Genomic DNA, 12,024 nt, shown 5'->3' with positions numbered 1-12,024 from the left:
GGGATGCATGCATCGCGCCCGCTGGAGGCCGATACGGGCTGAGGCGCCTCTCCTGTCGACATGCCTGCTGTCAGCTTGTCTGCTGGCGGCAAGCCTGCTCGCCGCACCGGCGTCCGCACAGCCGGCGGGCGAGGGGCTCAGCCCCACGCTCGCCAACATCAAGGCCACGCACACGGTGCGGATCGGCTATCGCGAAAGCTCGCCGCCGTTCTCGTTCCTCGATCACTCCAACCGGCCGATCGGCTACAGCCTCGAGCTGTGCGATGCGATCGTCGAGGAGATCGGAACCGAGGTCGACGACGCCAATCTCAAGGTCGACTACGTCAAGGTTACCTCCGACGACCGCATTCCGGCGGTCGTCGACAAGAAGATCGACCTCGAATGCGGATCGACCACGGCGAATGCCGAGCGCGGCAAGCAGGTCGCATTCTCGCCGCTGATGTTCGTGGCCGGCACCAAGCTGATGGTGCCGAAGGCCTCCGGCGTCACCCAGGTCGCCGACCTGAAGGGCAAGACGGTGGTGGTGACCAAGGGCACCACCAACGAGCAGGCGATGCACAATGTCGACGCCAAGCAAAAGCTCGGCCTCAACATCGTCACCGCCCCCGACCACGAGCAGTCCTACCAGATGCTGGTGGACGGCAAGGCGGATGCGTTCGCGACCGACGACATCCTGCTCCACGGCCTGATCGCGCGGCACAAGTCGCAGGACAAATTCCGCGTCACCGGCGACTACCTGTCCTACGATCCCTACGGCATCATGTACCGCAAGGGCGAGCCGCAGATGAAGGACGTGGTCGAGCGCGCGTTCCGCAGGCTGGCCTCGAACCGCGACATCGTCCCGCTCTACAACAAATGGTTCGTCGCCCGGCTGCCGACCGGCGAGAAGCTCAACGTCGCGCTGTCACCGCAGCTCGAAGAGGCCTTCAAGGCGCTCGACGATTCGCCGGGCGGGTCGAACTAGCCGCGAATTTAGGCCTCTCCCCTTGCGGGAGAGGTCGGAAAGCCCGGTGCGCGCCGTTCACCGCCAATAGCGCCGCGACAAATCCAGGCACTGCCGGACCCAGTATCCGTTCACATGGATCAACTGGCATGTGCTCGGAGGCGGCTCCTTGATGATCGGGTAGCCGTGGATGTCGATATTCGTCGGCGCCGTGACGCCGCGCCAAAACACCGCGTTGGCGGCCGGAGGATTGAAGGCGGCGGCGAACGCCGCGAGTGCGACGAAGCTCAAAAGAAGTTTGCGCATAATCTGTTTCCGGATCAATCAATGCACGGAAGCGTACTCCCTTGCGCAGGATGAGCAAGGCGCTGAATCGATCAAAATGACGGTCAGAACTTCGGTGCCGGCCGTACCGCCGCCCCCGCGTCAGCCGCCGCGAACCGCCATGCATGCGAGGGCAACGATGCCGACCGCCGCCAGAACAACCATGACCTGGAAAACCGCGCGCCCAAGAATCGCTCCCATCAAAGCTCCGTCGATCCGGCGGGATCTTCCTTCGAGTGTCCACGCGCCGCGATCTCTGGAGCATCATCGGCAGGCAAGATTCGGCTGTTGCGGTCTGCGAACTCGTCGCTTCACCGGCTAATGTCGTTCGGCGACGATTCGATCGACCTGTTGCTTCAGCTCTGCTTCCATTTCGGAAATGACGTCGTGCGGCAGGCGAGCGCGGAGCGGATCGGTCGTCTCGTGCTGCATCCTGGGCCGCTTGGCGAGCGCGGGTCGTTTAAGCGCCTGATCCTCGATCAATCGTCGAGAGGACGCATAGCCTGTCGCGCCGGCCGTCACGTTAGTCCCGTAGGGTTCGCAAGGATCCTGATCCGACTGCACAACGTTCTTCATGAGCTCTGCCTCCTGGCACTATCTCGCAAGAATTCCCTTGCTCAGGCCCGAACCATTCGGCTCGTCCGGCTTGTCGCCCATCGATGACGCTGAAACCTGCAAAGTTGTTCCGCACGGAACCTGCAAAGGTCTGCCGGAACAGTCCCTCATGAAGCGGGAACCAGAACCATCAGCGTCCTCGATCATTAACTCTGGTTGATCGTTCGGAGGTCGCCATGGCTTACGCGAGACCAATTCGTCAAATAGCAATTGTGGTCGAAGACGACACGATCCAGCGCGACATGATTGCGCTGTTGTTGGAAGAAGGCCATTTCGACGTCATCCAGTGCGAGGACGCCGAGACGGCAGCGCTGGCCATCAAGATGCGTCATCCGTCGCTGGTGGTTACCGATATCAAGCTCATGGGCAAAATGGATGGCGTCGAGCTTGCACGCTTGGCCGTCGATTGCGACCCGGGCGTGCGCGTTATGGTCATCTCGGGCCGGCCCCCGGACAGCGCGCTGCCTGAGGGCGTCAAGTTTTTCGAGAAGCCGGTTTATCCACCCATGCTGCTGCGAGAGCTGGCGTCGTAGATCTCGCCGACGGGTGGCCCATGCAAGACGATCCCGAAATCGATTGGCACCGGGAGCAGATTGCGAAGAACCGGGAACTGATCGCGGAATTGCAATCCGGAAATACGGCGGGGGCTGACGTGTTTCCGGAGACGCAAGCCGAGATCGACCGTCTCATGGCACAGGTCGAGCAATCGGAATTGATCGTCGCCGCCTATGAAAAGGAGCACCCGCAAGACTGATCGGGCGCTCACAGTGCAGGATGGCGCCGGCGAGCCCGGGTCGTCGGGCAGGGAAACGCTACGCGAACACTTCGTCCAGCGCCGCCGAATACGCCGCCTCGACCAACGCCGGATGCCGGCGCCCCAGCGCTTCCATCTTCACCCCGGAGTTCACCTCGAGGATTTTCCACGCGCCATCCGTGCGCACGACGTCGATCGAGGCGAAGCGGATGCCGACGGCTTGCGCGGCCTTGATCGCGAGCGCGACGCAGGCCTCGCGCATTGCGTCATCGGCGAGCAGCACGGGCTCCGCGCCGGCATCGAGGTTGTGCCGCCAGTTCAGCAGAAGCCGTTCGCCGGCGGGCGGAACGGCGTCGAGCGCGGCGGCATCGAAATCCTCGGTGATGGTCTTGAGTTGCTCGGCCGTCGCGCTCGCCTGCGCCAGCGCGCGCAGCGACTGGATGCCGTCGCCAGTCACCGACGGGCGCGCCTTGCCGTAGACGATCAGCGCGCGCGCATCGAGCAGCACGACGCGCACCTCGTCCACGATCTCGACATAGGGCGAGATGACGAGACTTGGATGTGCGGCAAGGACGCGCGCGACCGCGGTCTCCAATTGCGCCCGCGTCGTCACGCGGAACACCAGCTCGCCGGAGGTCCCCTCATTGGGTTTGATGACGAGCCCCTGCGGATGCTGCTCGAGCAGACGCTGCATCGCGTCCAGCGAGTCCGATCCCGGGATGTGCTTGCTGAGCTTCGCGCCCAAAAACAGCGTATGCGGAATGACGGGGACGCCGGCCGATGTCAGCACGTCCGCGCAGGCCGATTTGTCGTTGGCGACCTGATGCGCGACCGCGCTGTTCAGCCCGACGTCGTAGCCGATCGCGAGCCGCCGCGCGTTGCCCTTGGTCATGGTGACCAGCCAGCCGCCGGACCGCACCTCGACGGCAATCGCGTGCGCCAAACAATATTTTTTGATGGTTTCCAGGAAGATTCGCTGGCTGATCAGGACCACGAGATCATTTTCCCTTCACCGCGGTTTTTGTAGCAATTAATTGCCAGATCGATGCCGATCTCAGCAAGTAAATTACGTACAGCGCCACGTGTTAACGATGACGTCGTTGAACCTCTGCGCGAAATCGAACGACTGCCATTCTGAGATCGCAATTGCACGCCAGTTGATCTTGACTATCTCCTGCATTGGCGCAATGGACACGCGAGATCTTCAGTGATTTCGGCCACTTCCGCGCCGTCGCGAGCCGTCTAGAAATCAAACCATTCTAATTCTGGTCAGTCGAGAAAACGAAAACCCATGAGCGCGTTCTATCGAGAGAAAGTTCTTTCCGTTCAGCACTGGACCGATACGCTTTTCAGCTTCCGGGCGACCCGCGATTCCGGTTTCCGCTTCCAGAACGGGCAGTTTGCCATGATCGGCCTTGAGGTCGACGGCAGGCCGCTGCTGCGCGCCTATTCGATGGCGAGCGCCAATCACGAGGAAGAGCTCGAGTTCTTCTCGATCAAGGTGCAGGACGGCCCGCTCACCTCCAAGCTGCAGAAGATCCGCGAGGGCGACACCATTCTGGTCGGCCGCAAGGCGACCGGCACGCTGATCACCGACAACCTGATTCCCGGCAAGCGGCTGATGCTGCTGTCGACCGGCACCGGCCTCGCCCCGTTCGCCAGCCTGATCAAGGACCCCGAGGTCTATGATCGCTACGATCAGATCCTGCTGGTGCATGGCTGCCGTCAGGTCTCGGAGCTCGCCTATGGCGAGGAGCTGGTCGCCAAGCTGCGCGACGACGAGCTGTTCGGGCCGCTGCTGTCCGAGAAGCTCTCGTACTACCCGACCGTGACGCGCGAGCCGTTCCGCAACCGCGGCCGCATCACCGATCTGATCACCTCCAACCAGCTGTTCAGCGACCTGCATCAGGGCCCGCTCGACATCGAGACCGATCGCATCATGATGTGCGGCAGCCCGGCGATGCTGGAAGAGCTGAAGCAGCTGTTCGAGACGCGCGGCTTCAAGGAAGGCAGCGGCAACACTCCCGGTCACTTCGTGATCGAGAAGGCGTTCGTCGAGCGCTAACCGGTGTCGTCCCGGGCAAGCGAAGCGCGACCCGGGACCCATAACCACCGTTGCTGATTGGACGAAGGCTGAGGCCCCACCGGGCTTCAGCCTTTTGCATTTGTGGTTATGGGCCCCGGCCCCGTGCGCAATTGCTCACTAGACTAGGCCAGGACGACGATGGTGTTTGTAGTGCGCACCATTGCCACGCTGCTATAACGCCCCCAACGCCGCGCGGCCTTTGCGCGAACGCGGCGATTTGGGAGCAGAACCTTGTCCATCACCGATCCGGATGCACCGAAAACCGCCTTTGTGTTTGCCGGCGGCGGCAGCTTTGGCGCGATCCAGGTCGGTATGCTGCAGGCGCTGGCCGCGCATGGCGTGGTTGCCGACATGGTGGTCGGCTCCAGCGTCGGCGCACTGAACGGCGCGTTCTACGCCGGCGACCCGACGGTCTCGGGCGTCGCGCGGTTGGCCGAGATCTGGCGCGGCCTCAGCCGTCAGGACGTGTTTCCGGTGACCTGGCGGACGCTGGTGAGCTTCCTGTGGCGGCGTGACTTCCTGATCCCGCATGACGGCGTCCGCAAGCTGATCGACGATTACATCCCGTTCCGCAATCTCGAGGACGCGCGGATCCCGATCCACATCGTCACCACAGACATCATCAGCGGCGACAGCGTGGTGCTGTCGGAAGGTTCGACCGCCGAGGCGATCGTCGCATCGACCGCGATCCCCGGCGCGTTCACGCCGGTGCATTACCGCGATCGTTTCCTGGCCGATGGCGCGATCTCCAGCAACACGCCGGTCCGCGTCGCGGTCAGGCACGGCGCCAAACGGCTGATTGTGCTGCCGACCGGGCATGCCTGCGCCAACCAGGCGCCGCCGGTCGGCGCGCTCGCCAATGCCCTGCACGCGCTGACGCTCCTGATCGCGCGGCAGCTCGTCAACGAGCTCGAGAACATCGGGCCCGATGTCGAGTACTTCGTGGTGCCGCCGCTCTGCCCGCTGGTCGGCTCGCCCTACGATTTCTCCCGGACCTCGGATCATATCACGCGGGCGCTCGACACCACCAACGCCTGGCTCGACGGCGACGGCCTGAAGCCTGGCCACATCCCGCACGAATTGCAGCCGCACGAGCATTAGGCGAACGGTGCTCTCTCCTCATCTCCTCTGCAGCGCACTCACATGCGCGGGTGATGACACCGCGTGGTGCGACGCCTCGAATCGAGAACCATCCCCATCGTCGTCCCTGCGAAAGTGTTTGGTCCCGTATGATTGGCGAGGGCCCGCATTGGGGCCTGGTAGCGGAGGCATTTGAGCCTGGTTCGATTGTAGTCGTGGACGAATTTGGCGATGAAGGTGCCTCGATCGGCGTGATCGATGAAGGTCCGCCGCAGCGTATGGGTCCCTGCTCCCGTGCGCAATTGCGCACCAGGCAGGGATGACGGGTTGGAGGAGCCGCAGATTCACATCACGATTTCGGGATAATAGAATAATGCCGCTGATTTGCCCGACGTGTCAAGGTGCCTGGTCGAGCGCCGGCACGTCGCCGGCTCCTTTGCATGGGGTTGTTTTCGATATTTTGGCAGCGCGCCCTGCGACGGCAGGTTATCGCATGCGCTCCCCTTCGTTGCAGTGCAAAAGTCGATTTCGTTTTAGTTTGACCGGTATCCGCACCCGCCCATTCGGGCGGTTGTCACATCTGTGACTGCTCGGCCGTATAACCGTAGTGCACTTGTTCCGCGAGTTGGATTAGGCTCGCGGCCGACAGGTCATTTGGGCAGACCGGAGGAATTTCATGGATACAGTGCTGCTTCCGTTCTCGCCGCGCTTCATCGTGCTGACCATCTGCGCCGTCGTCACCGCGCTCCTGCTGCTGGTTGGAATTTTCGATCACAAGGTCTTCAGGATCGTCCTGATCCCGCTGGTCATCTTCGGCGCGTTGACATTGCTCGGCATTCGCGACCTCACCCAGAAGAACCACGCGGTGCTGCGCAACTACCCGATCTCGGCGCATGTCCGCTTCCTGCTCGAGGAAATCCGCCCGGAGATGCGGCAATATTTCTTCGAGAGCGAGAAGGACGGCATGCCGTTCTCGCGCGACACCCGCGCGGTGGTTTACCAGCGCGCCAAGATGGTGCTCGACAAGCGGCCGTTCGGCACCCAGGAGGACGTCTATCGCGAGGGCTATGAGTGGATGCACCACTCGGTGGCGCCGAAGCCGAAGGCCGACCAGAAATTCCGCATCACCGTCGGCGGCCCGGACTGCACCAAGCCGTATTCGGCCTCGGTCTTCAACATCTCGGCGATGAGCTTTGGCGCGCTGAGCCCGAACGCGGTGCGGGCGCTCAATGCCGGCGCCAAGAAGGGCGGCTTCGCCCACGACACCGGCGAGGGCGGTGTCAGCCCCTATCACCGCGAGATGGGCGGCGACATCATCTGGGAGATCGGCTCCGGCTATTTCGGCTGCCGCAACCGCGACGGCACCTTCAATCCGGATCTCTTCGCGAGCGTCGCGGGCGACGATCAGATCAAGATGGTCGAGCTCAAGATCAGCCAGGGTGCCAAGCCCGGCCATGGCGGCGTGCTGCCGGCGGCGAAGGTTTCCGAGGAGATTTCCAAGATCCGGGGCGTACCGATGGGCGAGGACTGCATCTCGCCGGCCTATCACAAGGCGTTCTCGACGCCGCTGCAGATGATGGAATTCGTCGCCCGGATGCGCCAGCTGTCCGGCGGCAAGCCGGCCGGCTTCAAGATGTGCATCGGCCATCCCTGGGAATTCCTGGCGATCTGCAAGGCGATGCACGAGAGCGGACTCTATCCCGACTTCATCGTGGTCGACGGCAATGAAGGCGGCACCGGCGCCGCGCCGCTCGAGTTCATGGACCATCTCGGCATGCCGATGCGCGAGGGCGTCAATTTCGTCCACAACGCGCTGGTCGGCATCGGCGCGCGCGATCGCATCAAGATCGGTGCCTCCGGCAAGATCGCGACCGCCTTCGACATGGCGCGCGCGATGGCGATCGGGGCCGACTGGTGCAATTCGGCGCGCGGCTTCATGTTCGCGCTCGGCTGCATCCAGTCCCTGAGCTGCCACACCGATCGCTGCCCGACCGGCGTCACCTCGCAGGACCCGATCCGCAACCGCGCGCTCTATGTGCCCGACAAGATCGACCGCGTGTACAACTACCACCACTCGACCCTGCACGCGCTGACCGAGCTGCTCGCCGCCGCCGGCCTCGAGCACACCAAGGAGCTGCGCCCGATCCACTTCTCGCAGCGGAGTTCGACCACCGAGGTCTCTTCCTTCGCCGAGCTCTATCCGACGCTGCGCCCCGGCGAACTGCTCGAAGGCACCCAGGACCGCCGCTTCCGCGACGCCTGGGCGATGGCGCGCGCGGATTCGTTCCAGCCGGCGGGGTAGGGGCTACGCTCATTGCGTACCGGCGGACGCGCCGAACCATTTGGTCAGCGCCTCGGTTAGCCCCGCGCGCGTTCCCTCTCCGACCCACGCCACATAGCCATCGGGCCGCACCAGCACCGCGATCGGGGCCGAAACCGTGCCGTGCGCGGGAAGCTCCCATGCGCCGCGATACTCGGCATCGACCAGCTGAACCCGGTCGGTCCATCCCGCGATGGCGATGCCGCCGGGCTCGCCGAAATTCAGCAGAACCGGCCGCGCCCGCTGCAGCAGCGCGAAGACCTGCACCGGGCCGTTGGCGGTGACCAGATCGAGATCGGGCATGCGGCGTCCGAGCAGCGGATGGCCGTCGCCAAGATCGTAGTGAAGATCGAGGCCGGACATCATCGCGGCAAAGCATTTGCGCGGCACGTCCATGCGCAGAAGGTCGGAGACGATCTCGTTCAACGCCTTGGTGCGCGGATCGGTGCGGTTGAGCGCGACATGCGCCATGGTGTTGCGCAGCACGCGGGCCGCCACCGGATGCCGTTCGGCTTCGTAGGTGTCGAGCAGGCTGTCCGACGCGATCTGCTTGACCACCTGGGCCAGCTTCCAGCCCAGGTTCACCGCGTCCTGCACGCCGATATTGAGGCCCTGGCCGCCCATCGGTGGATGCACATGGGCGGCATCGCCGGCCAGCAGCACGCGCTGTTTGCGGTAGGTCACGGCCTGCCGGGTCATGTCTGTGAAGCGCGAGATCCAGCCCGGACTGTGGATGCCGAAATCGGTGCCGTACGCGGCGACCAGCGCCTCGCTGACGTCGCGCAGGGTCGGCTCCCGGTCGGTGCCGAGTTGCCGCTCGGCCAGCACCAGCCGCACCCGCCCGCCAGCGTCCGCCTTGCCGATCGCCGAGGTGCCGGTGTCGTGCTGGCGAAAGCCCCATTCCGGCTCGCCCGCCATCTCGGCCTCGGCAATCAGCCAGCTCGTGGTCGGATCCCACCCGGCGAATTCGATGCCGGCCGCTTTGCGGACGAGGCTCCGGCCGCCGTCGCAGCCGACGAGATACTGTGCCCGGAGCAATTGGCCATCCGACAGTTCGACGTCGACGCCGGCGTCGTCCTGCGTGAAGCCGGTCACGTCGCGCGCGCGGATAATCGGCACCGCCAGTTCGCCGACCCATTCGCCGAGCAGGCGCTCGATATGGTTCTGCCGGAGCCCCAGCGTGAAATTGCGCCGGGTCGGAAAGTCGGTGATCTCAAGCGGAACCAGGTGCGAATGGAACAGCACTGCCGGATGGCGCGTCCCCAGCGCGACGAAGCGGTCGCCGATGCCGCGCTGATCGAGCACCTCGATGGTGCGCGCGTGCAGGCCGCCGGCCCGAGCGCCGATCAGGTCCTCCCCCGCGCGCCGCTCGACAATCGCAAGATCTATTCCGGCCAGCGCCAACTCGCCCGCCAGCATCAGCCCGGTCGGACCTCCGCCGGCAATCACGACAGCATGTTTCCGCATCCCGCACTCCTCCGTTCGTTTGGGGCGCGCGTTCTACGGGATGACCCCGGGCTTGCGGCAAGCCCGGGGGGTCTACATATATCTGAGTGGGGAGAGGGCGTTCGTGAACCAATTCAGCCCATTGCCAGAAGAGTCCGTAGTCCGGATGGAGCGGAGCGCAATCCGGTTTTTTCGCGCGCGGATCGAGCGCCCCGGATTTCGCTGCGCTTCATCCGGGCTACGCGCGCTGGCGATGCAAACTCGCTGTCGTCCCGGCGAAAGCCGGACCCATACCACAGGATCGTGTGGTTGGATTCCTCAGCCGCTCTAACGACAATCAGCGGTGGTTATGGGTCCCGGGTCGCGCTGCGCTTGCCCGGGACGACGTGGGATGTGGTGAACCTCAGAACTCGCCGTGGATGCGGCCGGAGAAGATGTGCACCGGGCCGCGGTCGGCGTTGTAGGCGGGGTTGGTGATGAACTGATAGTCCGCGGTCAGCGTCAGGTTCTTGTTCACCTGATAGGCGTAGTAGGTCTCGAAGATCCGCTCCGGGCTGTAGTTCAGCGCGCCGTCGCCGATCAGAAGGCCGAGGCCGCCGGCGGCAAGGTAGTCGCGATGCGCTGATGACAGCCCGTTGATCGCGCCGCCGATGCCGATCGTGTCGTTCGCCCGTCCCCACCTGCTGCCCTTGATCGACAGGCCGCCCGACACGCTGCGATCGACATCGGTGAACGACAGGATCTCGGTCCGGCCGTCGTTCCAGCTGAGGCGGCCGAACAGGCCGACATCCTTTGCGATCTGCTGCTCGCCGTTCAGATAGAAGCCGTATTTCAGATTGTCCTTGCGGATGCCGGCCATCACGTCGTTGATGTCGAGCCCCGGATTGGCGTCCTCGATCGCGAGCGCCTGGGCGTAATTTCCGGTGTTGCCGCGGTTGCCGAACACGCCGACGCGCAGCTTGCCGGGCTGGTCGAAGATCGAATAGCGGCCCTCGAATTCCACCACGGCGCCGCCGGTGTTGAACACCAGAACGTCGCTGTTCGGTGCGTTCGGCACCTGGAACACGCCGGCGCGCACCGCCCAATCCTTGCGGTTGAGCTCGACCACGGCGCCGCGGGTGTAGCCGGGCAAGTCGGCCGGGAAGTCGTAGGCGGCGGACGCCCACATCGCCCAGTTCATGAAATCGGCGCGCGGGTCCTTGGCGTAGGAATTGCCGTCAAAGAAATCGCCGACCGCAAAGCGCCCGACCACGAGCGTGAGGCGATCGATGTCACGCTTGCCGGCGATCTGGTTCGGGCCGTCGGCGACGTCTTCCTGCTCGCCGCCGAAGCCGAAGGTCTGCTTGAAGTAGTAGCGCTGCGGCCGGATTTTCGGGAACGGCGCGCCGGCCTTCTGGGCTTCGCCGTTCGAGAAGCCGGCAAGGCCGAGCGTGCCGTTGAGGCCAAAGCCCTGCGCGGTTTCCGGGTTGAAGTAGAACTCGCCGCCTTCCCAGAGCCGCACGCCGAGAAACGCCGTCGTGGTCCAGGTCTGCTGCAACTGCCCCGCGCCGGGAAGGCTGTTGGTGCCGGCATAGGGCGAGCGGAAGGACGGATAGGTCTGCGGCAGCAGCGTCGTCTGGCCGTGCACGCTCCAGTCGCTCGATTCGGGCAGCGCGGTGCGCGTCGGCGTTGCCGACCATGGCGAGTCGCCGAGCTGATAGTTGAGGCCGAATTTCAGCAAATGGATGCGCGGGTCGATGCTGACGCCGGGCAGGCCGAAATCATTGAGGCCGAGCGTGCGGCGCGACAGGTCGACATAGTCGTATTCGACCTTGGCGGTCCAATTGCCGCTCACCGCGAATTCGGCGCCGGCGCCGACGGTCCAGCCGGTCTGGTACTGCCCGGGCTCCGAGATCACCTCGCCCGCGGCATCGTTGACCCGAACCTGGCTGTGGCCCCAGGCGAAACCGCCGGTCACGTAAGGCATCCAGGTGCCGAAGGAGTAGCCGGCGCGGCCGCGCAGCGTGCCGACATAGTCGATCGACGAATTGAAGGGGCCGAGCACCCGCCGCGGCAGGTCGGTCGGGCCGGTGAAGGTCGCATCCGCCTCGACGCCGAGCACGAAGCGGTTGGCGAACTCCTTGTTGTATCCGACCTGGAAGCCGCCGATCCCGCCGGTAATGGTGGGCGGGAAGAACACGCCCTGTTCCAGGATCGGATTGGTGCCGGGACCCAGCGTGCCGTCTCCATAACCGACATGGGCGCCGACATAGAATCCGGTCCAGCTGTAGACCGACCTGGCGGCGGGGGATTTGAGCGCCAGATCGGCCGCGGTCGCCGGCGCGCCGAAGGTTGCCGCACCGAGCGCTGCGCCGGCGGCGATCTGGACCCGGAAGAGGCGGACGCAGGTCATGACGCGGCTTTCCGCGAACGAGTGGCGGTTTCGCCCGGCATCACTGCAGATTTGGTGGCCGCTT

11 protein-coding genes are annotated in these 12,024 nt (G+C 64.5%); 6 read left to right on the top strand and 5 right to left on the bottom strand.

What is annotated here, in order from left to right; all coding sequences use genetic code 11:
• Nucleotides 1-7: 7 nt before the first annotated feature.
• Nucleotides 8-964 carry an amino acid ABC transporter substrate-binding protein gene (locus Q2M23_RS33390; RefSeq protein ID WP_316398329.1) on the top strand — a complete coding sequence of 319 codons (957 nt, stop codon included), beginning with the start codon at nucleotides 8-10 and terminating at the stop codon, nucleotides 962-964.
• A 57-nt stretch (nucleotides 965-1,021) separates the two neighbouring features.
• On the opposite strand, the gene Q2M23_RS33385 is transcribed toward Q2M23_RS33390, so the two are convergent.
• Both Q2M23_RS33385 and Q2M23_RS33380 read right to left on the bottom strand, forming a co-directional pair.
• Complete coding sequence (locus Q2M23_RS33385; RefSeq protein ID WP_028337614.1) at nucleotides 1,022-1,249, bottom strand: hypothetical protein; 228 nt, start codon at nucleotides 1,247-1,249, stop codon at nucleotides 1,022-1,024.
• Nucleotides 1,250-1,585: 336 nt separating this feature from the next.
• Nucleotides 1,586-1,843, bottom strand: a complete 258-nt coding sequence (locus tag Q2M23_RS33380; RefSeq protein ID WP_316398328.1) for a hypothetical protein — start codon at nucleotides 1,841-1,843, stop codon at nucleotides 1,586-1,588.
• 215 nt (nucleotides 1,844-2,058) lie between these two features.
• Here Q2M23_RS33380 and Q2M23_RS33375 point away from each other — a divergent pair, with 215 nt between their 5' ends.
• Together Q2M23_RS33375 and Q2M23_RS33370 are read left to right on the top strand one after the other, a co-directional pair.
• Nucleotides 2,059-2,415 carry a response regulator gene (locus Q2M23_RS33375; RefSeq protein ID WP_076832727.1) on the top strand — a complete coding sequence of 119 codons (357 nt, stop codon included), beginning with the start codon at nucleotides 2,059-2,061 and terminating at the stop codon, nucleotides 2,413-2,415.
• A gap of 20 nt (nucleotides 2,416-2,435) precedes the next feature.
• Nucleotides 2,436-2,636 (top strand): hypothetical protein, encoded by a 201-nt coding sequence (locus tag Q2M23_RS33370; RefSeq protein WP_057020127.1) that lies wholly within the window; start codon nucleotides 2,436-2,438, stop codon nucleotides 2,634-2,636.
• 58 nt (nucleotides 2,637-2,694) lie between these two features.
• On the opposite strand, the gene Q2M23_RS33365 is transcribed toward Q2M23_RS33370, so the two are convergent.
• Nucleotides 2,695-3,630: a RimK-like protein gene (locus Q2M23_RS33365; RefSeq protein WP_316398327.1), complete on the bottom strand. Its 936-nt coding sequence runs from the start codon at nucleotides 3,628-3,630 to the stop codon at nucleotides 2,695-2,697.
• 297 nt (nucleotides 3,631-3,927) lie between these two features.
• Between Q2M23_RS33365 and Q2M23_RS33360 the strand changes: the two genes are divergently transcribed.
• From Q2M23_RS33360 to Q2M23_RS33350, 3 genes are all read left to right on the top strand, one after another.
• A complete protein-coding gene (locus tag Q2M23_RS33360) occupies nucleotides 3,928-4,701 on the top strand; it encodes a ferredoxin--NADP reductase (protein WP_076832718.1) in 774 nt (257 codons plus the stop codon).
• Nucleotides 4,702-4,953: 252 nt separating this feature from the next.
• Nucleotides 4,954-5,823 carry a patatin-like phospholipase family protein gene (locus Q2M23_RS33355; protein WP_082654003.1) on the top strand — a complete coding sequence of 290 codons (870 nt, stop codon included), beginning with the start codon at nucleotides 4,954-4,956 and terminating at the stop codon, nucleotides 5,821-5,823.
• A 655-nt stretch (nucleotides 5,824-6,478) separates the two neighbouring features.
• Nucleotides 6,479-8,104 (top strand): FMN-binding glutamate synthase family protein, encoded by a 1,626-nt coding sequence (locus Q2M23_RS33350; protein WP_316398326.1) that lies wholly within the window; start codon nucleotides 6,479-6,481, stop codon nucleotides 8,102-8,104.
• A gap of 9 nt (nucleotides 8,105-8,113) precedes the next feature.
• Here Q2M23_RS33350 and Q2M23_RS33345 read toward each other — a convergent pair whose 3' ends face one another.
• Nucleotides 8,114-9,589 (bottom strand): FAD-dependent monooxygenase, encoded by a 1,476-nt coding sequence (locus Q2M23_RS33345; protein ID WP_316398325.1) that lies wholly within the window; start codon nucleotides 9,587-9,589, stop codon nucleotides 8,114-8,116.
• A 382-nt stretch (nucleotides 9,590-9,971) separates the two neighbouring features.
• The gene (locus Q2M23_RS33340) at nucleotides 9,972-11,960 is read right to left on the bottom strand and encodes a carbohydrate porin (RefSeq protein ID WP_316398324.1); all 1,989 of its coding nucleotides are present in this window, start codon (nucleotides 11,958-11,960) and stop codon (nucleotides 9,972-9,974) included.
• Nucleotides 11,961-12,024: the final 64 nt, after the last annotated feature.

Origin of the sequence: Bradyrhizobium sp. 33ap4, assembly GCF_032654765.1 — a bacterium.
In the GTDB taxonomy this organism is placed as follows: Bacteria; Pseudomonadota; Alphaproteobacteria; order Rhizobiales; family Xanthobacteraceae; genus Bradyrhizobium; species Bradyrhizobium australafricanum.
This window is presented reverse-complemented; position numbering and strand designations above follow the sequence as displayed.

Bases quoted from the DNA above. Each gene is read 5' to 3' on its own strand.
- Q2M23_RS33390 (WP_316398329.1), top strand. From the start codon at position 8: ATGCATCGCGCCCGCTGGAGGCCGATACGGGCTGAGGCGCCTCTCCTG.
- Q2M23_RS33385 (WP_028337614.1), bottom strand. From the start codon at position 1,249: ATGCGCAAACTTCTTTTGAGCTTCGTCGCACTCGCGGCGTTCGCCGCC.
- Q2M23_RS33380 (WP_316398328.1), bottom strand. From the start codon at position 1,843: ATGAAGAACGTTGTGCAGTCGGATCAGGATCCTTGCGAACCCTACGGG.
- Q2M23_RS33375 (WP_076832727.1), top strand. From the start codon at position 2,059: ATGGCTTACGCGAGACCAATTCGTCAAATAGCAATTGTGGTCGAAGAC.
- Q2M23_RS33370 (WP_057020127.1), top strand. From the start codon at position 2,436: ATGCAAGACGATCCCGAAATCGATTGGCACCGGGAGCAGATTGCGAAG.
- Q2M23_RS33360 (WP_076832718.1), top strand. From the start codon at position 3,928: ATGAGCGCGTTCTATCGAGAGAAAGTTCTTTCCGTTCAGCACTGGACC.
- Q2M23_RS33350 (WP_316398326.1), top strand. From the start codon at position 6,479: ATGGATACAGTGCTGCTTCCGTTCTCGCCGCGCTTCATCGTGCTGACC.
- Q2M23_RS33345 (WP_316398325.1), bottom strand. From the start codon at position 9,589: ATGCGGAAACATGCTGTCGTGATTGCCGGCGGAGGTCCGACCGGGCTG.
- Q2M23_RS33340 (WP_316398324.1), bottom strand. From the start codon at position 11,960: ATGACCTGCGTCCGCCTCTTCCGGGTCCAGATCGCCGCCGGCGCAGCG.